Annotated in this window: 22 protein-coding genes; all 22 read right to left on the reverse strand. The window is 66.0% G+C overall.

Annotated elements, in window-relative coordinates; genetic code table 11:
- Positions 1 to 273: 273 nt before the first annotated feature.
- The 22 genes from PUT80_RS23780 to PUT80_RS23885 all read right to left on the reverse strand — a co-directional run bounded on the left by PUT80_RS23780 (position 274) and on the right by PUT80_RS23885 (position 18,568).
- Positions 274 to 576 (reverse strand): hypothetical protein, encoded by a 303-nt coding sequence (locus PUT80_RS23780; RefSeq protein ID WP_275293496.1) that lies wholly within the window; start codon positions 574 to 576, stop codon positions 274 to 276.
- A gap of 309 nt (positions 577 to 885) precedes the next feature.
- A complete protein-coding gene (locus tag PUT80_RS23785) occupies positions 886 to 1,344 on the reverse strand; it encodes a hypothetical protein (protein WP_275293497.1) in 459 nt (152 codons plus the stop codon).
- Complete coding sequence (locus tag PUT80_RS23790) at positions 1,337 to 1,966, reverse strand: hypothetical protein (RefSeq protein ID WP_275293498.1); 630 nt, start codon at positions 1,964 to 1,966, stop codon at positions 1,337 to 1,339. The genes PUT80_RS23785 and PUT80_RS23790 overlap by 8 nt, the downstream gene beginning before the upstream one ends.
- Positions 1,936 to 2,211: a hypothetical protein gene (locus tag PUT80_RS23795; protein ID WP_275293499.1), complete on the reverse strand. Its 276-nt coding sequence runs from the start codon at positions 2,209 to 2,211 to the stop codon at positions 1,936 to 1,938. The genes PUT80_RS23790 and PUT80_RS23795 overlap by 31 nt, the downstream gene beginning before the upstream one ends.
- Positions 2,212 to 2,238: 27 nt before the next feature.
- A complete protein-coding gene (locus tag PUT80_RS23800) occupies positions 2,239 to 2,835 on the reverse strand; it encodes a hypothetical protein (protein ID WP_275293500.1) in 597 nt (198 codons plus the stop codon).
- Positions 2,836 to 2,963: 128 nt separating this feature from the next.
- Positions 2,964 to 4,061: a DUF932 domain-containing protein gene (locus tag PUT80_RS23805; protein ID WP_275293501.1), complete on the reverse strand. Its 1,098-nt coding sequence runs from the start codon at positions 4,059 to 4,061 to the stop codon at positions 2,964 to 2,966.
- A gap of 87 nt (positions 4,062 to 4,148) precedes the next feature.
- On the reverse strand, positions 4,149 to 4,529 hold the full coding sequence (locus PUT80_RS23810) for a hypothetical protein (RefSeq protein ID WP_275293502.1): 381 nt from the start codon (positions 4,527 to 4,529) through the stop codon (positions 4,149 to 4,151).
- Positions 4,526 to 4,816 (reverse strand): hypothetical protein, encoded by a 291-nt coding sequence (locus tag PUT80_RS23815; RefSeq protein WP_275293503.1) that lies wholly within the window; start codon positions 4,814 to 4,816, stop codon positions 4,526 to 4,528. Before PUT80_RS23815 ends, PUT80_RS23810 begins: the two co-directional genes overlap by 4 nt.
- A 63-nt stretch (positions 4,817 to 4,879) precedes the next feature.
- Complete coding sequence (locus PUT80_RS23820; protein ID WP_275293504.1) at positions 4,880 to 5,092, reverse strand: hypothetical protein; 213 nt, start codon at positions 5,090 to 5,092, stop codon at positions 4,880 to 4,882.
- A 1,201-nt stretch (positions 5,093 to 6,293) separates the two neighbouring features.
- A complete protein-coding gene (locus PUT80_RS23825) occupies positions 6,294 to 9,191 on the reverse strand; it encodes a BTAD domain-containing putative transcriptional regulator (RefSeq protein WP_275293505.1) in 2,898 nt (965 codons plus the stop codon).
- Entirely contained in the window at positions 9,188 to 9,601 is a 414-nt protein-coding gene (locus PUT80_RS23830; RefSeq protein ID WP_275293506.1) for a hypothetical protein, read from the reverse strand. The genes PUT80_RS23825 and PUT80_RS23830 overlap by 4 nt, the downstream gene beginning before the upstream one ends.
- The gene (locus PUT80_RS23835) at positions 9,598 to 10,047 is read right to left on the reverse strand and encodes a TadE/TadG family type IV pilus assembly protein (protein WP_275293507.1); all 450 of its coding nucleotides are present in this window, start codon (positions 10,045 to 10,047) and stop codon (positions 9,598 to 9,600) included. The genes PUT80_RS23830 and PUT80_RS23835 overlap by 4 nt, the downstream gene beginning before the upstream one ends.
- The gene (locus PUT80_RS23840) at positions 10,044 to 10,475 is read right to left on the reverse strand and encodes a TadE/TadG family type IV pilus assembly protein (protein WP_275293508.1); all 432 of its coding nucleotides are present in this window, start codon (positions 10,473 to 10,475) and stop codon (positions 10,044 to 10,046) included. Before PUT80_RS23840 ends, PUT80_RS23835 begins: the two co-directional genes overlap by 4 nt.
- On the reverse strand, positions 10,472 to 10,888 hold the full coding sequence (locus tag PUT80_RS23845; RefSeq protein WP_275293509.1) for a hypothetical protein: 417 nt from the start codon (positions 10,886 to 10,888) through the stop codon (positions 10,472 to 10,474). Before PUT80_RS23845 ends, PUT80_RS23840 begins: the two co-directional genes overlap by 4 nt.
- Complete coding sequence (locus tag PUT80_RS23850; protein WP_275293510.1) at positions 10,885 to 11,781, reverse strand: hypothetical protein; 897 nt, start codon at positions 11,779 to 11,781, stop codon at positions 10,885 to 10,887. Before PUT80_RS23850 ends, PUT80_RS23845 begins: the two co-directional genes overlap by 4 nt.
- Before the next feature lie 28 nt (positions 11,782 to 11,809).
- Positions 11,810 to 12,058, reverse strand: coding sequence for a hypothetical protein (locus tag PUT80_RS23855; RefSeq protein ID WP_275293511.1), 249 nt, complete (start codon positions 12,056 to 12,058; stop codon positions 11,810 to 11,812).
- Positions 12,059 to 12,121: 63 nt separating this feature from the next.
- A complete protein-coding gene (locus tag PUT80_RS23860) occupies positions 12,122 to 13,024 on the reverse strand; it encodes a type II secretion system F family protein (RefSeq protein ID WP_275293512.1) in 903 nt (300 codons plus the stop codon).
- Complete coding sequence (locus tag PUT80_RS23865; protein ID WP_275293513.1) at positions 13,021 to 13,788, reverse strand: type II secretion system F family protein; 768 nt, start codon at positions 13,786 to 13,788, stop codon at positions 13,021 to 13,023. Before PUT80_RS23865 ends, PUT80_RS23860 begins: the two co-directional genes overlap by 4 nt.
- Before the next feature lie 131 nt (positions 13,789 to 13,919).
- Positions 13,920 to 15,392 carry an ATPase, T2SS/T4P/T4SS family gene (locus tag PUT80_RS23870; RefSeq protein ID WP_275293514.1) on the reverse strand — a complete coding sequence of 491 codons (1,473 nt, stop codon included), beginning with the start codon at positions 15,390 to 15,392 and terminating at the stop codon, positions 13,920 to 13,922.
- The gene (locus PUT80_RS23875) at positions 15,389 to 16,216 is read right to left on the reverse strand and encodes a hypothetical protein (protein ID WP_275293515.1); all 828 of its coding nucleotides are present in this window, start codon (positions 16,214 to 16,216) and stop codon (positions 15,389 to 15,391) included. The genes PUT80_RS23870 and PUT80_RS23875 overlap by 4 nt, the downstream gene beginning before the upstream one ends.
- A 40-nt stretch (positions 16,217 to 16,256) precedes the next feature.
- Positions 16,257 to 16,940, reverse strand: a complete 684-nt coding sequence (locus PUT80_RS23880) for an SAF domain-containing protein (RefSeq protein ID WP_275293516.1) — start codon at positions 16,938 to 16,940, stop codon at positions 16,257 to 16,259.
- Between the two features lie 1,010 nt (positions 16,941 to 17,950).
- Complete coding sequence (locus PUT80_RS23885) at positions 17,951 to 18,568, reverse strand: hypothetical protein (RefSeq protein WP_275293517.1); 618 nt, start codon at positions 18,566 to 18,568, stop codon at positions 17,951 to 17,953.
- Position 18,569: the final 1 nt, after the last annotated feature.

The following is an 18,569-nucleotide window of genomic DNA, read 5'->3' on the forward strand; positions in this document are numbered from 1 at the left end:
CGATGAGCAGCCTCGACCTTGTACTCAGCCGTGTACGACCGGCGCTTGCGAGGAGGCATGAGGACATCCTTTCAGCAGGACGACTGATCCTGCTAACTCGGTGTCCACTACCCGGGGTGAACCTCAGTACAGCCATCAGCGAAAGACCGCATAATTTGGACCGGACAGAACGCGGCTTCCTTGAACCTGCGGGGTATGGCCGCGCCGCCACGCGGAGCTTAAGACCCGAGACAGCTGCGGTGCCACTCACCCACGCAACCGTGATCATCACAGTCAGTCGCCTTTGTCCGCGAGAAGGATTCGGCTGACCGACGCTGCGCTAAGCTGAGCGACCGCACCGATCTTGCGAGTCGTCAGCTCCGGGTCGGCAGCCTTCGCGTCACAGACCAACTTTCGCCGCTGTTCCCGCAGCTCGTTCGCCTTGCTCAGCGCCTCGCTGTGCGCCAGGTCGGCAGCTTCCTTGGCGCGGATGGCTTTGCGGACGTCGTCCTCAGCAGTTGCCAGCGCCTCGGCAACGCCCTTCAGCTCGTCCAGCAAAGACGAGTCAGTACGGGCATCATCCGTCGAATCAGGCATCCGTGGCCACCTTCCCGCGCTTGCCGGTACCAACTGATTTTCCGTCCGCCGGATGCCGCAGTTCAGACGAACAACAGGCCGGACGTGGCCGCCGGTCGTAGCCGCAGTCCGGTTGCGTCGTCTGCTCCGTCGGCAACCACGCTGTAGCGTGCACGCTACCAGGTTGCATGCCTGTTACAAGGTGGCGCGCTACAGGCGGGCGGACTCGTCTCGATGGTCCCAACCTGGGCCAAGCTGCTTTGACTGGCCGTGTTCGCCAGCCTCATGGAAGCCGGTCCGCTGGACTCAAGTTCGCTACTCGCTGCCTGCTTACCGAAGCGGCGGGATCTCCCTTAGCGGCCCGGTGATGTTCTTCCGGAGCGCGCGGTAGCGGATGCGGATCTGCGCCCGCGCTTCGGGCGGCAAGGAGCTACCCGTTCGCCGGCGATGGGTTGCGGCCACGCGTTCGATCACCTTGAGCCATTTGTTCCGGGAGATCAGCGTCGCGCACGCTGGGCAGGCCGCCCAGTCACCTCTGCTGCCCTGGCTGCGGTCGTCGGGGTACACGAAGTCCCGGACCGGCAGAACAAACGCCGGGATGCCGTCGGAGCAGAAGTCGCACCGGCCGCCGCGGAATCCGGGCGGCGCGTCGATGGGCACCGGGGCGTGGTCAAGGTCCTCGGCGGCGTCAACACGCGTGTGGATGTAGCGTGCGCCCTTGTCGCTCCATTCGATATCCAGGACGTTCCGGCAGACGGTGCACACCATCACCACGTCGGATTCAGACATCAGAGCCTCCTGTGTTCGTGCCGACCCGTCGCGCGAAGGTCAACGCGTCGGCGTCTCGAAGGTGAATGCGCAACTCGACGGTCTCGTCGTCGTGGGCTTGAACCCTCCCTGATCCGCAGGGACCGAAGATCACGACCGGCTCGCCGCGTCGCTCGACGATTTCGCCGTCCAGCACATGCACGAGCTGTGCCATCAACCGATCTCGGCGGTGCCGCAGCTCCTCCGCCTCAGCGCCGCGGCCGCACACTCGGCGAATCGCCTCCCGGTACTCGGGCAGCAACCGGCGGGTGATCTCCTCCGCGATGCGGTTAGCGGAACTGGTCGGAGACACCGTGATCGTGTAGCGGGCACTCGGGTCCGGCTGAAACTGCCTCAGCTCGGCTGCGAAGGTGCCACGCAGGACGAGTCGGCCGTGATAGCGGGCTTGCCACCCGCCGTGCCGGACCTGGATCAGTTCGTCGGCCCGGCCGACAAGGAGCGCGTCGTGGTTGTCCGCGTGGTAGCCGGGCCTGCTCGACCAGCTGTCGCCTAGCTTTTCGGCTATCTCAGTCGTCAACTGGTTGACGTCGCGAACTTGCGTTCCCTTATCCATCACTGGCTCGGGTGTTGGTCGCCGGGCCACGCATGAGTGCCACGCCTGAACTCGCCGCCGCCCGGTCGCGCCCATACGGCCGGAAGACGACCGCCATCGCTCAACCATTTGTCCAGGGCTACGAACTTGTCCGCCAGAGCGACACGCTGGTCATCAGCGGCCTCGAACAGGTCTGCTGATTCCTTGCCGGTGTCCAGCTCCTGGGACCTGGTCTCAAGGTCGCCGATGTAGGCGAGCAGGTCGCGGATCTCGGCAAGCGTCTTGTCTGGGTTCATCGGATACTCCTTTTGTTCAAGCACGAATCACCACGCCTGCGGCAACCAAGCGTCGTCGTTGACCTGGTCGCGCACCGGCATCACCCATGCCCGGTAATCCTTGCCGATGCGCACATGCGTCGGCCGGTGTTCGTCTTCCTGCCGGAGCTCGATGTATTCCGGACGTCCGCGGCCACCCCGTCGCTTGGCAATTGCGGCGAAGTCCGCGAGATGCGCGCCGTTGATCGCACCGGGCGCGGTGCCTGCCGGGAGAATGCCTTTGCAGGCGTTGGGCAGGTCGGGGTAGGTGTAGTGGTCGACGAGCTGGACTGTGTGCGTTGCAGCGAAGTCGGTGACCGTCATCGAGTCGCCCTCGACCTTGAGTCGCGTTTGTCCCGCGCGACGGAGCATCGATTCCAACGCTTTGACAGCTGCTGCCTCAAGGAACACCGTTCCGGGGAATTCGCCGTCGATTCGCACCACAGCGTGCGCGGCGCGGAACCTGTCGGTGGACCAACCGTGCAAGAAGCCGAGTTCGGTGTGCAGCCGGATAAGTCCGAGCATCGGCAACGTCTTGTCGGTGCTCGTGGTCCGCGCCAAGTCGGCCAGCATGCCGACAAGGTCAGCGCCGTTGGTGGTGACCACAGCTGTTGCGGATTTCTCGATTGTCTCAGTCATTGCCTCTCCCGGGTTGTCATGGGACAGGCCGACATTCCGTGTCGGCCACGGCGTCCGGGCGAGCAGATCTCGTCCGGCACCGTGATCGCACGGGATCAGGACAGCGACGCGAGCACCATGTCAAGCGTGGCGACGGTTTGCGCGTCCAGCTTGTCCACGCCGCCCGTGACCGCGCGGACCATGTTCCGTTCCGGACGCGATGCACCCCGAACTGGCTGGGCGTGATGGGTGTAGGTGTTGACCGCCTGGACCACGCCATACGCCGTGTTCTTCCACGGAGCGACTCGGTGGTCGAAGTTCCACAATCGCGACAGTTCAGCGCGCTCCGCCGACGCCAGCGTCATGCTGCGCTTGCTCTTGCCCTCGATCGGCGCGTGTGCGTCCAAGAACGCGCGCCATGCTTTCTCGCTGACGTCGGTCTCGCACAACGTCTTGACCTCCGCTGCGAAGTCGTCGGCAACGGTGTGCACGATCGCGAGTGCATCGCGGACCTCAGTCATGCGCTTCTTGCTGTACTTGCTGTGCTTGATCTTGATCTGCTGCCCCTGCTCGTGCAGGCCCGCAGCGAGGGTGTTGTCGCACACGACCACGGTCACGGTGCGCTTGTATGTCGTGGCAAGCGATCCATCCAGCGACGTGCAGGCCAGCAGATTCGGCCGGAACTCGACGCCCTCGGGCGTGGTGATGTTCTCCGGCACCTCAACTGAAACCCACGCTTGGGCACCGCCTTTGAGCAGGCCCGCGGATCCGATTTGCAATTCGTCGTCAAGGATCGTGGCGACGTTGGACACCAGCCAGTCGCGGTACTGGTGGATTTCGTAACCATCTGCGAAGTAGCCGAATATTGCACCGGTGTCGGCGCGTCCGACCGGGAAGCGCCTGCCGTCGGCAGCCAGCGTCATGCCGCCGCCGTCCTCGTAAGTCACGGCTGCGGCCCCGTCACTGCCAGTCCAGTAGAACAGGCCCGCCGAAGCGTGCTCGGTGCGAGGCTTGTCGAACGTAACCATCGCAGTTCCCTTGACCGCGTCCCAGTAGAACAGTCGCCGGTTCACGTCCTCGACGGGAATCGCGCCCGCGTAGTGGTTAGGTTCCGCGCCTTGTTCGGATGCACGGTAGTGCCACGCCTTGCCGCGTTTGTCGGTGAACCCCACCAGTGTGTTGGTGTTGAGCCACGTAAGAGTTTCCTTGGACATGTTGTCCTCCCTTGCTCGCCCTAGTTGGCGTGGCCACGTCCTTCCGGACGGCCGTGACCAAACCGACTCGGTGCAAGGGGCACCGCGTCACACCCTCGCTCCGAAGGCGTTCACGTGTTCCACGTAGTACGGACCCGCGTAGCGAGTCCACCGGCGCGACACAACCGCAACGATCGCGGCCCAGAGTCGCGGGTTGAACTCCGGAGCCTCTCCTTCTACATGCGCACTGCGCTCAGTCAGCACGCCTTCCGGAGTTTCGCGCGGGTCCAGTTCGGACAGCCAGGTGTGCCGCCGGTACGGCCCCGACTCGGACGGTTCGCCGAAGCCCTCGCGCTCCAGCCAATCGGCGCATTCCCGCGCGTTGTCGAACGTGTATGACTCCGTGCATTCGTCGATGCGATCGCGCTCGTCGTCGCCCTCCTGCCACGGCGCGTAGCTCGCACTGTGCACATCAATGGTGATCTTCATTGGGCCTTCCTTCCACGTTCCATAGCGGACAGGCCGGGCAGCGTCTCGGTGTGGCACCACACGGCGAAGGCATCCTGAATTGCCATACGCGAACTAGCGTTTCGCCGGTTGTACTCCAGCCACGCGAACGCGAAACCGTCCGGGATCGGCACAGGCGGCTGTCCGCCGGTACGGCGGCATCCGTCCTCAAATCCCCACAGGTACGCGTTGCGGTTCGCGAACGTGATCGTTTCTTCCCAGTCACGCGGCATTCCGACCGTGAACACGTTGACCTTGACCGACTCCATAGTCATCACTTCCCTTGCTTCGCATTCCGCGGATTAGCAACTTCCCGACACAGCAAAGCTGCGCTAGCAGGCGAGCCCGCACTTCGCGCAACGCCTGCAGACGCGCATGCCGTCGCACAAGCCCTGCTCGTGTGGTGCGTAGTCGAGGTGCGCCCAGCGGCAACCGGGCCGGGTTATCAGCCACTGCGCGAACGCTTCCGGCACGCGCCGGAAGATCCCGAGGAACCGGTGAAATCCCGTTACTTCGCGCGCGTCGAACATGTAGACCAGCGGCATGCTCGTGTTCCTTTCCCTAGCGGACAGGGAAGCGCACGCGCTTCAGTCGCACATTGGCGGCGGCGGACGCTGTGCCGCGTTTCCGCCGGGCGCGCTTTCGTGCGCGCGCAACCCTGTCAGTTAGGTGGCTCCCTCTCACGGAACCGGCGCCGTGCGCCCCCGTTGCGTTCCCTGCTAGCCCTCCCTTGCCCGGGGAGCAGTCGCTAGCGTCCCGCTGGCGAGTGGCGCGGCACTGTGTCCGGCAGACTCGCCAGGGTTGTCCGTGCGTCCACTGAGGACATAGGCCGCACGGATATCGTCGCGGGTGCGTGGCTATGAAGTGCGCCGGTATCCACCCGTGCGCACGGGTGCGGATGACTCACACAGTCCCCCTCACGGGGTGGGCGCTCTGCGCGCCCGCTGGCTGGATTGAGAACGTACCGACTCGCTGACACTGGCGACGGGCGCGTAAGCGCGGCATTCGGTCCCGTGGATGGGACCGCGCTAGCAGTCTCCGCCTTCCCCGCCTAGCCACGTCGGCACGTGAGGCATCCGCTCTGTAGTTGACTCTGGCCAGTACAGGGAATTCCCTTGCGTCGTCCCGCTATCCGGGGGCCACTGGCCAGAAACTCGGCTGGCTCTAAATCTTTCGTCCCTGCCGTGTTACATCAACCATACGACGTTACAACGACAATACAATACTCCGACAGGGTGACACTATCCGCACGGTTCAAGAACGGAACATCCGTAGTCACTAGCCGACATCTGTCCACAATGGACTAAATATTCGAGAGCCGGCACAGCCTACAGACACAGGTGGCGGCCGCGGGGAGACGCGGGGCGGGATCGCCAGCCCGCGCGCGAGGAACCGTGGGATGACGGCGAGCAGACAGAGCTCGCCGTCACCCCACGGCGGCCACGCAGTCCCAAAACCGAAAGGCAACCACACGCCCAAAATGACTGTTCAGATGCCAGCCGGACACCGAGTCGGGCGTCGCATCGGCAAGGTTAGCGGGACGCCGACCTTGCACTTCATTCGGTCAAGGGGGTTCCGCTCTAGCGGGAAAGCAGAAAGGACCGCGGATAGGAATACCATTCGGCGGTAGAGAAAGTTTACCATTTGAACTCGGCAAATTTCGGCAGCATCAATAAAAACAGGTCAGAGTCGGCAGGTTGCCAGAACGCCACCGCCGCAGCTGGGAGCGCATGGGACGACCGGTTGCTAGCTCGCCCGCCGGCCGCGTTGCGGGAAACCCGTCCGGACCAGCTCGTTTGCCAAGCTGATTGTATCGTCATCGACCTCTTGGTCAATGTCGACCAACGATGTTCTGAGCAGTTGCAGCGTACGGAGAATACTGTCGTGCTGGCCGAGTTGTGTTTGCAGGCGCATGAGATCGCGGTAGATGGCTTCATTGTACGGGTCGAGTGCTCGGGCTCGTTCCAGGAGCGCGAGTGCTCCTTCCGCGTCGTCGGTTCTGGTCGTGCGGACGAGCAAGCTGAATGCGTCGAGGACCTCGCGGCGCAACGCTTCGCGAGGACCGACAAGCCACTCGGAGAGACTGTCCTCGGCAATGTCCCCTCGGTACAGCTCCGTGGCTCGCCGCAAAGCGCCAGCGGCATCAGCGGGCCGGTCGTGTCGGCGGCCAACAGCCAGTTCGTCATACAACTGCCAGAGGTCAACCGTCATGGTCGCTGGGTCGAGGCCGTAACGGCTGCCTCGCCGCACGATGATGTCGTTGAGGTCGCCGCCTGTTGCTTCCCGGAGTGCGCGCCGCATCTGCGACAACGAGGCATGAAAGCTGTTGTAGGGGCGTGTGCGCGGAGCGTCCGGCCAGAGCGCAACGTTCACCGTGTCGCGGCGGCAGCCGTCGGGATGCAGTGCTAGGTATGTAAGAAATTCCTGCTGCTTCGGAGTGAACGTGTCAATGATGTCGCGGTCGTCAAGAACACCGCAGGTGAGACGGAGCCGGCCGAGCACGAACAAGTGCAAGGACTTGTCACCGCTCGAGGCCGGTGTCGGGTTGGGCGAAGGAGCGCTGTCTGGTTCGGGCTCGTCGCGCGCAGGGGCAGCGACAGTTTTGTCGGCTGTCGTACCGAGTTCGGCACCACGCTGCAGTTCCGACGGAATGAACTCGTACTCACGCACGAACCGCTCGGGCTGTTTGGCCGCGGCGTCGCCCGGCATCTGGGCTGCAGCGGGACGTTGCGTGTGTCGCTCGTCGGGTTTCGACTGCGCAGCCTCCAGTAATGCAAGGAGGTGGTGGGCGTCGGCGGAGGGGAGCGTGAAGAGCCTCGTGCCAGCCAGGTCGTGCGTGGCGGGATTGGACGTCTCCACCGTGCCGTCGCCGCTCACGTGCACGGTGGCACCGCCCGGCCACGATCCGAGGAGCAGGCCCGCCAGGCCCAAATGCGCACCACTCTCAAGCACGGCGCGGATTCGCCGGTCGGTGTCCCGGAGTGATTCAGCGACCAGAAGGCACAGTGCGGCGGGATAGTTGCTGTGTTGCGCGTGGAGCCGATGGGAACGCGTGAGTAATTGCGTTTCCATGACATCCAGCGCATCTGAGGCCGAGTCGACGATGCATAGTTGAGCAGGTAGACGATCCGGCAGGGCGTTGTCGAACAGGTGCCGTGCGCCGGCGGCGGACGCAACGATCTGGAGCGCGCCGTCGTCGCAGCTCGATTGGGCAAGCAGCGCCGTGGTCAACGCCCGTGCTGCCGCCGCTGCGCCGGGGCCAGTCAATCCGAGTCCTCGGGTGCGGGCGAGGTCAAGCGCGATCGCCTGGCCGTCGCGGACGCCCACGACGGTCGTTCCATCGGTTCGGATCGCTTTTCGTGCGGTGGCGAGTGCGCGTTCCCGGACCGCGACGTCAGCCGGTTTCCCGCGAACGGTCTCGCCAGGTGGCGCGGCGTCGATGGCAACTCGCAAAGCGCGCACGACCGGCTGGCTCGTCGGGTCGGGCGGTTCATGCGCACCGGGCCGGTAGCGGCGGCGCCTGTTGAGGCGCACGACGGTCGCTGCGATCGTGATCAAGGCCGCAAGACCGAGACCAACGAAGCCTCCGGTAGGCAGCGAGATCCCGTCTGCGGAGGCTTCGTGGTCGGGCGCACGGTGCTCGTCCGGCTGGAGCGTAGGCGGGTTGGCGAGGATTGGTGGTCTAACTGGTGCGGGGACAGTCTTCGACGGAGTCGGCTGGCCGGGCGTGTCCGCCGGAGTGTGCAGTTCCGGCAGAACGAGAGTCCAGCCGGGCATCACGTGGTCGGGGTGACGGAAGGTCCTCCCATCGGGCTGGATGCGGTTGAAGTTCAAAGCGGCAATGGCGGGCCATGCGGTTGAGTCGCCGAGTTCGCGTTCCGCGATCTGCGAGAGCGTGTCGCCAGGTCGTACTTCCACCACGCGGCCATCCGCGGTTGTCTCCGGCGGTGCCGGAAGGTTTACCGCGTCGGCCGGTAACCACAATCGCCACCCGGGTTCGAGCAGGTCGGGGTTTGCCGACAGGAGCACGGGATTGAGCTGAGCGATTTCGTGGTAGCGGGCACCGTAGCCCAGATGGCGCGCAGCCAGGCCCCACAGGGTGTCGCCGTGTGCGACGACGTACGGAACGGCCGATCCTTCTGTTGCTGTGGCCGCAGGCGAAGTCCCGTGAGCTGTCGCGCCGTCGGGCGAGGGTCCGGGATGAGGGGGCGCGGTTGCAGCGACAGGCGCCGCCAGAGCCGCTGCGGCAGACATCGTGCTGCCGGAGAGCGTCAGGAGTGCGGCCGCGACAAGGCCGGAGATCCACCGAAACAGCGGCAAGCGGTACACCTGATCGGAAACGCCATGTATGCCGTATCGGATCTGGCGGATCGACTCAGCCGCGATGGCGACGGTCAGTACCAGCCAACCGCTCCAGGCCACGGCGACCAACAGCCAGGCCACCAGGTCGCCGGTGAGCCACGCCCACCGCACGGCTGTCCAGAGTCGCTCTGGCAACTGTGCGAGCGGAACCTGTCCGAGCGCCTCCCGAGGCAGCAAGCGGGCAGGGCTGGCATTGAGTTCGACGAGCCCTACAGGAACCCCGGCGACGACGGCCAGCAGCGCGGTCGCCGCGGCCGCTCCGCGCAGCCGCAGGGCAGTCACGGCAGGCCACCGTCACGAGTGCCGACACCGAGTTCCGCCCGAGCGCTGCCGGTTGCCGCGATCGTGCTGCCGAGCAGCCCGATCGGAGCGGGTTCAGCGACGGTGACCACCACCTGCACTGCCCGCGGCCCGGTGACAGTGACCTGGCCGGCGTGCCCGCTGTGTGCGAGATACGCAGCTGCTGCGCTAGCTGCCGCGGCACTGTCGACGGCGACGCGCGCACCACGGGTGTCCACAGCGGTGTTCGCGGCTCGCGCGGCCTCGGCAGCGAGCGCGTCTGCCCGGGCGATCGCGCGCAACCGAGCGGAGCCGTCGACCACCAACGCCAGGACGAGCAGCAGCGCGGGCACCAGGACCGCGATGAGCACACTCGTCGACCCAGCGTCGTGGAGCGACTTCCGGCTGGTCATTGAATACCTCGGTATGGATCCACAGGGCTACCGAAGGTGCTGGTAACGATGCGAGCACCGACCGGCAGCGGAAGAGCGAGATCACTGAGCCGAACGCTGCAGGCGACGCGCGCTCGAGTTGTTCCTACGTGTCCAGGGGCCATCGAAGTCACCTCCACTACCACGCTGACGTCGGCACAGGCGACGCCTGCACTGCGCAGCCGCGCGCGGGCCGCGTTCTCTCCCGCAGATTCGGCGGCGGAGCCGCGGGCGATCGAGGCCGCCCTCGCTGCAGCAGTGGCCGCGTCGTCAACGGCTTGCTGGGCCGAGCCGACTCTCGCTCCAGCAACGATCAGCAAGCCAACCGCGACGACGACCAGCAGGAGCACGGCGACTTCGACGCTCACCGACCCTTCGTCACCTCCGCAGCGAGGTGAGTCGAGCGTGCCACAGTCCGCGGTGTTCATGATCCGCCGCCATCGGACGGGACGGTGAAACGCTCCTTCACCACTCGGGCGGTCGCGGTGACGCGCAAGTCCAGACCCGGGATCGGGACGAGACGTATCGCCGTTCCGGATACGTCAACCTGAACGACCTGCGGGGACATCGAACCGTCGACCTGTGGGGCCGTCAGCATGCCGTGTCCGGCGCGGTCGACGAACGAGCGTGCGGCCTCGGCAGCGTCTCGTCCAGTCGCGCCGACTGGACGGCCGGCATCGGCTCCGGTCTGCGCGGCCTGCGAGACGACGGAATGCGCGTGCCACCACAAGCCGCCTTGCACCGCAGCAAGAATCAAAAGGAGCACCAAGGGGAACAGAATGGCCAGACCAACTGTCTCTGCCCCGGCATCCCGGGGCAGCACGCTCTCGCTGATCCTTGCCGACTCCGTGTTCATCGGGGAACCTCCGCCCCGTTCAGCTGTAGTGCCTTGACCGCCGGGGCATCGGGCAAGCCCTGCGCTCGCGCAGGCTCGGACTCCGGCGCAGGCGAGCCTGGGTTCCGCGGTCGATTCGTTCGGCCGGTGGACCTCTTCCGCCTCGCACGAACGGGCTTTTCTGCCCCTTGCCAACGGGCGAGGCTGTCGCCGGGGACATCGGTGAACTCGGCCAACTCGTCGATGCTGATGATTCCCCGGGACTCAGCCAGGGCCGACGCCAACTTGTCATCCACCTCGGACAGTTGCCGGACAGCCTCGGCACGCCGTTGGGCAAGTTCGGCGACCCGCGTCGCGATGTCTGCCCGCTTGGCAGTGAGCGGCCGGTCGTTCTCCTCGACCCGCCGCGCGATCTCGTCGTCTGTCGGGTTCATCGAATTGCACCTTCCACATTCGACTGTTCCGAGAGTTGCGCAGGGAGCGCCCCTTCCCAGGGAAAAGATCCGGCACAAGTCAGATCACGAGCTGCAGTGACTTGGTAAAAGGTCCGCTCCAGCAGGGATTCGGCAGTACTTTCCACCTCATCGACCGGGATGTTGTGCAACGACCCCAGTTCAAGTTCTGCTTGGTGCGCACTCTCGATGCCGCGGAGCTTTCGGTTCCACTCTTTTCCCAGCAGCGCAACTCCGCCCAGGGATCGGGCAGCCTGGTCCAGTTTCCGGTCGACGTCGACGAGGGCACGTGCCATCGACCGCGCGACTTCCGAATGCCGTGGATGCGCGCCAAGCCGGACACAGGTGCCCCGCGCTGAGCGGGTCTGGTCCAGGCAGTGCAGAATCTCCCACGCAAGTCGATGCGCCGCGGTAGGGACTTCTGGGTCGGGCCAGGTGCGTGCTGGTGCTGCGGCAATGTACTCAGCAGCCTCGAAGACGCGGACGGCGATCCCATTGGCTCGTGCCCCCATGGTCTCGAAATCGCGTGTCCGATAGCAGAACTCTCCCGGCCGCGCCGCTCCGCGGCGGCTGTTCCCCAGGTAGCCGCACTCGCCCGTGGTGTAGCACGCGAGATTCTCAAGCCCGCAGACCACGCCGGAACCGAAGAAAATGACCCCGACGACCGCGAGCCACAGCGAGTTTGCGCCCACAGTGATGCCGACGACGACAAGCAGCACACCCGTTACCGCTAGCCCACTGGCGCGGCCTGAGGCGAACGCACGAACCATCTCCAGCCGTAGCCGGAGTCCGGGCGAGTCCGGGTTCAGCAGGACGAATTCCGGACCGCCACTGCGGCGGGAGTCCGAGAATTCGGCGTTGTCGTGGTTGGTCATGATGTTCCCTCCCCGATGGTCTGCCGACCTAGTTGATCTGCGCCTGGTATTTCTGGACGGCGGCCCGGATCGCGACCGCAAGCCCCAGCGCGATGGCCAAACCGATAGCAACGAGTACCGCCTTCTCCACGGACTCAGAACCGCGATCCCCCGACGCACGCGCACGTGCCCACTGCTGCTCGACGACAAAGACCAGCGCGAATACGGACTTGACCACGATCAGCGCAAGCATCGCCCGCGCTCGCACCGCTCCTGCGATGAATTGCTCCCTGGACATTGATACTGCTCCTCGGAAGTAGGTGGAAACTGCTGTGTTACAAGGGCTCCCGGCGCGCTTTGGCTAGGGGCTGCCGAGAATGAGGCGGACCGCAGCTGGATACAGGACCAGCAGGAGGAACGCGGCCAACAGCAGCGCGACCGGCAGAGCAAGGCGCTGGGAGCGAGCGTTCGCGTCGGCCTTGCCGGCCGACAATGCCGCGGTACGCAAAGCAGCGGACTTCGCCAGGAGCGTCCGGTAGACGGCAGCACCGTCGGCCGCGGTGGCGACGATGCTCGCCAGGTCTTCCAGTTCGGGCACGCTCATCCGCTGTCCGAGAGACGCCAACGCGTCCCAGGCCGTCGTGCCGGCATGCACTGCGTGGTTGAGGGACCGTCGGATTCGGGCGAACGCCCACGAGTCGCCGACTGCAGCCGCCTCGTCCAAAGCCTGGCCAGGGGCTCGTCCGGTTGCCCGTTCCTGCGCCACGAGGTCGAGGTACGCCGCCGTCGCGTGGCGGAACTCTTCGCGCGCCCGGGCGGCATCCTCCTGAACGGCGAACACGGGAACCGCCGACCCGGCTGCCGCGGCGACCGCCACGGCAGCCAGTGCCACAGACAGAGGCAGTCCGAGGCCCAGCAGTTCGCAGAACAGGCAGAACACCCCGGAAGCCGCAGCAGCACCGCCAGCCCAGACCATCCGCCGGGTGATGAAGCGTTCGGCGGTCAGGTCGAGCACATCGAGGTCGTGGGCAGGGATTCCCCACCAGCGACTCGACGACCGCGCAGAACTGCTCGCGAGCCGCCGAACCCAGCGTGCCCGGCTATTGATCGGCAGCGTGCTGTTGTCACGGCGAGCACGGTCGTCCAGCTCTGCGATCGCAGCGGCAACGTTGACGGGGGCCGGGCGCAGCCATGCGAGAACGGCGAGCAGAACGGCGACCCCGACGAGAGACCCCAAGGTCGCGGCAACGAATCCGGCGCTCATTGTTCCGCTCCACCGTGAACAACCGAAGGGCCGCGCCTCCGTGCTGACGCAGGTGTGCGAGATTCGAGCCCGAGTAGCCGGGCAGGGCGGCGAGTCCGGGTCAGCATGTGCATCCACCAACAGGCTGCGCCGAGCAGTACGCCGATGCCCGCCATCACGACCTGGCCGAGCAGGTCGTCGAACGGCGCAAGGAACTCACGGGCAAACGCGAACAGCCCGGCTAGTAACACCGCGGTGATGCCGAGGATCACGTGGACGTCGGTGCGCGGTTTCGCCCGATCAGCCTCGACATCGCGACGCGCCGCCGCTTCTCGCTCGAGCGCAGTGGCGGTCGCGGCGAGGATCTCGACGAGCCCGCGCCCGCCGGTCCGAGCGCGAAGAATCAGAGTCAGCGCAACCTCGTCCGCCGCTTCGTCGCCGACCTGGTCAGCGAACGCGCGCAACGCCGACTCCAAACTGCGCGTACGGAGGCGAACCGCCAGGGTCTCGATCTCGACAGCCAACGGTTCCGGAGCCGTGCGGGCCGAGCCGATGATTGCCTGTTCCAGACCTCCGGCACCGGATCCGAGGAGATCGGCCACTCGCCGCACCCAGGCAGCCAAGGCATCCAATCGCACAATCAGCTGTTGCTCGCCGTCACCGGTGACGAGAACGGGCACCGCCACGGCTGCGGCAGCTCCCAGGAGCGCGGCAACCGGCCACCCGGTGGCCCACCACACGGCCGCGCCGACAGCACCGGCGATGAGAACCGTCCGCAGCGGCACCCTGTCGAGGTGCTTCCACCGCGGCGAGGTCGTCGAGGCTGCTCCGGCCGGAGGCTTCCAGAGGAACGCCGCACCGGAGCAGAGGACCGCGCCCGCTGCCGCGGCACCGAATACGAATGGCCACACGGTCGTCATCGCCGACTCTCCAAAACTGTCCCCGCCGCGCTGAACTGCCGGCTGTCGAATCCGTGTCGCTCCAAGCGGTCCAGCAGGGCGGGGCTCGGGACATACTCCGGAACCGCATGCCCGTCCTCCGGTGCTGGGACGAAGACCCGGGTGACGTCGGGACGACCGGCATCACCGACCGGACCGACCTCAATCACTTCCGACACGAACCGCATCCGACCAGCTGTGCGGCGGTGATCCTCGCGCGTGACATGCACGATCAGGTCGATGGCGGACGCGGTCCACTGATGCGCAGCATCGATCGCCAGCGGCGGACTGGCCAGTTGGCCGAGCGCACCGATCCGGTCGAACACCGCCAGCGCGCTGATCGCGTGCAGTGTGCACATACCGCCCGCAGCACCGTTGCCCAGTGCGCGCAGCATCGCCGTGACCTCGCCGCCGCGAACCTCTCCGACGATCACCCGGCTCGGCGAGTGCCGCAGCGTCTGCTTGAGCAAGTCGTCCAGGGTGACCTCGCCGATTCCCTCCGCGTTCGGCGGTCGTGCCTCCAGCGGGGTAACCAGCAGACGCGGTCCCAGATGCAGGCCGAGTTCGTACTCTTCTTCCACCGTGACGACATGCTCGGAATCCGGAATCTCGGTGCACAGCGCCCGAAGCAGCGTGGTCTTGCCCGCCGCAGGTCCCCCGGAAACGATCAGGTTGCACCCCGCGCGAACGGCAGCTCGCAGAAACGCCGCGAGGAGTGGAGTGAGCGTCCCGTTAGCGACCAGGTTGTCCAGGCGGACGTCGACGAGACGGTGCCGGCGGATCGCGACCCGCGGCCGGTCCGACACCTCCATCACTGCCGCGACTCGGGCACCCAGCGGCCCGCCAGCTCCGATGCGCAAATTCCCCAGCGGCTGTCCAGCGTTGAACTCCCGGGAAGTCTGCCCTTGGCGGGCGAACATCGCGGCGAGCATCTCCACCAGCTCGGCATCGGTGTCGGCGACCGAGTGCGGCCACGGCTCGATCGTTCCGTCGGCAAGCTCCAGAAGCACACGGTCGCACCCGTGCACATGGATGTTCTCGACGTCCTCTCGGCACAGCAGCTCTTCCAGCGTGCCCAGGCCCGACAGCGCGGCCACCACCGACCGGAACAACCGGCGTTCGGCCTCGACGGTCAGCGGTGGTTGCCCGGCATGAGCACGCTGACGCACCCATTCACTGACCTCCTCCGCCGTGTACGCACGCATTCGCGCCAGCTGTTCCGACTGGGACAGGGTTTTTTGGCGGTGAGCCTCGTCGCGCTCGAGCCGTGCTGCGACCGATTCACGGAGCTCACGCACAATTTTCGGCGGTACCTCCTCGGCAGCAACAGTATTCGGCGGCGCTGGAACCGCGGCGGGAGAGATCGCGTGAAGAGGGACTTCGCCGCCAGAAGGAAGCCGGTAGTCAGCGATGCCTCCAGCCGTGGAGTATCCGTTTGCGGGCAAGGTCATTGGGTGCCTCCGATGAGCGGCAGCGAAACGGGGCGCGGGTCCAAGGTCCGGATCTCGGCGGGCGTGTAACGGTGATAGGTGCCGTGGAGGCGACGCGCGACAGGAAACACCGCACGAAGCAACGCTGAACGGTGCGGCAGTGCGCCCGCACCATGGCCGTCGGAAAGAACTGCCGCAGTCTTCGTATCCTCGGGAATGCCCACAGCCACCTCGTGGCCGAGTGCCGCCCGGACCTCCCTCGTCGCGGGCTGAGTAGTGACACACACAGCCAGGGCGAGCTTCTCCGGCGCAACGCGTCCGGCCAGTTCTTCCAGCAACGGGCGGGCTGCAAGCACATGCCGTTGTGTCGGCCGCACTGCGACCAGCACCAGGTCGGCCGCCTGTACCAACGGCCACGGTGTTGCCGCGCCGAAACGGCCGACGTCAACGAGGGCATCCGCAGGACGTCCTGTCCGCGTCTTGAATGCCGCAAGCGCGACCGTCAGACGCGTCCACCCCTCCGGTCCCACCGCCGCGCGTTGCCCGGGTGCACTCAGACCGGCAAGCAATCCGACGTGCTGAACCGGCGGAACCGCCTGGACGTGATCAATGAGGGCAGTCGGATCGCCGGCCGTCGCGTGCCGCGTCGCTGTTGCATGCGAGAGCACTCCTACGTCCGCGCGGACTTGACCGGCGAGCAACCATTGTCCGAACCATCCTCGCGCAAGGTCACCGCCGTCTGGGTCGCAGTCGGCCAACACCACGGGTGCTGGCCACGTTGCTGCCAACGCGGCCAGGGTTGTGGTGGCTCCCGGCGCGCCTTTGCCGGAGATGATCGTGATCATTGCCATTTCCTTCATTCCTTCCGACGACGACCTCGGCGCGTCACGCACCCGGACCGAGTTGAGCGACAACAACCGATCCCGCCGCCGCATTGGACGCAGCAGCTGCGGCGTCAGCACCCACGACGACGTCGACCGTCACCGCACCGGACGAGTCCGGAGGCCCGACCCCGAGCACCCGCGCCCGAAACGGCACACCGGCCTGCGCCTGCTGCGCAGTTGCTCCAATGCCTCCCGAAACAGGACTGACCTGCACGAGGTCTCCTGCGCCCAAGCCACGAGCGGGAAGATGCCCCGGCTTCACCGACAACCCGATCAATTGCTCGCCCGGTCCTGGTACCGGCTGATCGACGATCTGCGCTGGGGCGAGGACGGTGCCCGCAGGCAAGGTCGAGCGCGCGAATCGGCCGACCACCTGCGCCCGGTCGCTGGCCGGGACGGAAGCAAGCGGCTGATCCGGGACTGCTTTGGCTATTCCGAGGTCCGCGTCGGCAATCGCCTGTCCCCAGCCCACGTTACGGCTCAGGACCAGCACGTCGACCCGCTCGTCCTGAGCCGTAAGCAAGGCGTAGTTGCCGTAGCCGGCCGTCGCGACCGACACGACGGCAGCACTCAATAGCCACCAACGCCGCCGTCGCGGAATTCGCGGTACTTCGGCCGCGTCATTGCGGCCTCCCGCCCCGTTGCGGTCCGCACGCAGCCGGGAATTTGACACAGCAGTGCTCACCGGGGCACTCCCTCCCCATTAAATGAAGATTATTATTCTCTTCGCGCCCTTTATCAGATTCAAATAGCGCTGGCGCTAGCTAATTCCTGTACGCAGGGCTTGTATCTCGGCAACGGAATACGTGGCCGAAGTGCGGGACAACATCTCGGGGAACTCGCCCCCGACAGCGGTCGTACCGTCGGAGCCAGTCCACTGCACCGACCACGCGATCGACCATTCCGCTCGCACCTGATCGGACGGCAGCCCGTACGAAGACACCGAGTAGACGAACCCACAGTCCGGGCTAGCTGTGTGAAGGCCAGCAGAACGGCTGTACGGAGTTCCTGGCCCGCTGCACGAGGCCGTACCACCGGCACCGGAGTCGAAGGTCATGCGCTGCGGAACCGCGGTTACCTGCGCCCACACCGGTCCGACTTGAACTTTCCTGACCGCGGTGGTCCAGGCGCTGCGTTCCGTCCAGATCCAGGTGTTCTCGCCGACGATCGTGGCGTTCCGGCCGTCCGGAAGCCGAACATTCGGCGAGTACCGAGGTACCGGCAGCGGCAACCGCAACTGTTCGAACGCCTGCGCAGCCAATTCCGCTGGCGTGGGCAGTGGCGGAGGAGCGGGCGCTGCAGCTGGAGCTGGAGCCGCAGGCAGCGAGGGCATGCAGCGCATCCCGAAGGCGCTCCCCATCGGTCCGCCCGTACGGCCGCCCACGCCGAATCCGCCGATGAAGCAGCCGGGAGGCAGCCCGCTCGGTCTGACAGACTGGTTCGGTGTTCCAGCATGTTGGCCGGGCGGCCCCGCTGCAGGTGGTGGACCGCGGTGAGCCGGAGCTTCGCCTCGCTGATCCAGCACGCGCATGTCCACGCCAGGCGGCGCGTACCTGCCAAGTGGGTCGGACGGAGTGACGATCACCTGCCCGTCGTCACCACCATCTGCCACAGCAGTGACCGGATTGACCAACGACAGCCCACCTACGACCGCGGCGGACACCGTAATCGTGGCAAGACAGCAACGAGTGCGCATCAGCACTCACCGCCCGGAAACTCGGTCTTGGAGACCTTCCACGTCCCGGCGGCTGCATCTCGAACCAGCTGCGCGTGAACCGGCATCCGTGCCACGCCAACTGTCTTCTTCGCTCCCGTCCGGGCATCCGCCTGGCCCGCGTGCGAAGCGTCCTGGCAATCTACCACCTTCGCGGTCGAACCGGACACATCGATCGAAGAGATTCGCACGGTGACCTCGCCATAAGTGGTAACGCCTGCTGCCTTCTGCCGCTGCATCGCGTCCAAGGTCGTCGTCAGCTGCGGATCCGCAGCGATTTCGGCAAGCGCGGACCGCCACGAATCCTGCGAGCCTTGGCCGACGCGCAACGAACGGGGCCAGAACTCGGTGTACGCCAGCTTGACCGCTTCTCGATCGGTCGACGGTGAGGAACTCTGCGCAGGCCGCTCAGGAGAAGGAGCAGACAAGTTGGGAGACGGCGAGGACGGCTTCTCAGTGCCTCCGCCACAACCCGTCAGGACCACGGTGCCTGCCAAGACGCCCATCAGGGCGAGAACGCGACGCCGTCCGCCACCGCTTCCAGTCAGCATTCCAAGTCCCTCCAGTTCCTTGGCCGCAGCCACGGCTTGCTCGTTCACG

Origin of the sequence: Amycolatopsis sp. La24, assembly GCF_029087445.1 — a bacterium.
Classification (GTDB): domain Bacteria; phylum Actinomycetota; class Actinomycetes; order Mycobacteriales; family Pseudonocardiaceae; genus Amycolatopsis; species Amycolatopsis nivea.

Excerpts from the sequence above, each read along its gene's own strand:
- PUT80_RS23875 (WP_275293515.1), bottom strand. The coding sequence starts at position 16,216 with ATGATCACGATCATCTCCGGCAAAGGCGCGCCGGGAGCCACCACAACC.
- PUT80_RS23850 (WP_275293510.1), bottom strand. The coding sequence starts at position 11,781 with ATGACCAACCACGACAACGCCGAATTCTCGGACTCCCGCCGCAGTGGC.
- PUT80_RS23835 (WP_275293507.1), bottom strand. The coding sequence starts at position 10,047 with ATGAACACCGCGGACTGTGGCACGCTCGACTCACCTCGCTGCGGAGGT.
- PUT80_RS23870 (WP_275293514.1), bottom strand. The coding sequence starts at position 15,392 with ATGACCTTGCCCGCAAACGGATACTCCACGGCTGGAGGCATCGCTGAC.
- PUT80_RS23785 (WP_275293497.1), bottom strand. The coding sequence starts at position 1,344 with ATGTCTGAATCCGACGTGGTGATGGTGTGCACCGTCTGCCGGAACGTC.
- PUT80_RS23830 (WP_275293506.1), bottom strand. The coding sequence starts at position 9,601 with ATGACCAGCCGGAAGTCGCTCCACGACGCTGGGTCGACGAGTGTGCTC.
- PUT80_RS23780 (WP_275293496.1), bottom strand. The coding sequence starts at position 576 with ATGCCTGATTCGACGGATGATGCCCGTACTGACTCGTCTTTGCTGGAC.
- PUT80_RS23805 (WP_275293501.1), bottom strand. The coding sequence starts at position 4,061 with ATGTCCAAGGAAACTCTTACGTGGCTCAACACCAACACACTGGTGGGG.
- PUT80_RS23795 (WP_275293499.1), bottom strand. The coding sequence starts at position 2,211 with ATGAACCCAGACAAGACGCTTGCCGAGATCCGCGACCTGCTCGCCTAC.
- PUT80_RS23815 (WP_275293503.1), bottom strand. The coding sequence starts at position 4,816 with ATGGAGTCGGTCAAGGTCAACGTGTTCACGGTCGGAATGCCGCGTGAC.
- PUT80_RS23810 (WP_275293502.1), bottom strand. The coding sequence starts at position 4,529 with ATGAAGATCACCATTGATGTGCACAGTGCGAGCTACGCGCCGTGGCAG.
- PUT80_RS23860 (WP_275293512.1), bottom strand. The coding sequence starts at position 13,024 with ATGAGCGCCGGATTCGTTGCCGCGACCTTGGGGTCTCTCGTCGGGGTC.
- PUT80_RS23845 (WP_275293509.1), bottom strand. The coding sequence starts at position 10,888 with ATGAACCCGACAGACGACGAGATCGCGCGGCGGGTCGAGGAGAACGAC.
- PUT80_RS23840 (WP_275293508.1), bottom strand. The coding sequence starts at position 10,475 with ATGAACACGGAGTCGGCAAGGATCAGCGAGAGCGTGCTGCCCCGGGAT.
- PUT80_RS23820 (WP_275293504.1), bottom strand. The coding sequence starts at position 5,092 with ATGCCGCTGGTCTACATGTTCGACGCGCGCGAAGTAACGGGATTTCAC.
- PUT80_RS23855 (WP_275293511.1), bottom strand. The coding sequence starts at position 12,058 with ATGTCCAGGGAGCAATTCATCGCAGGAGCGGTGCGAGCGCGGGCGATG.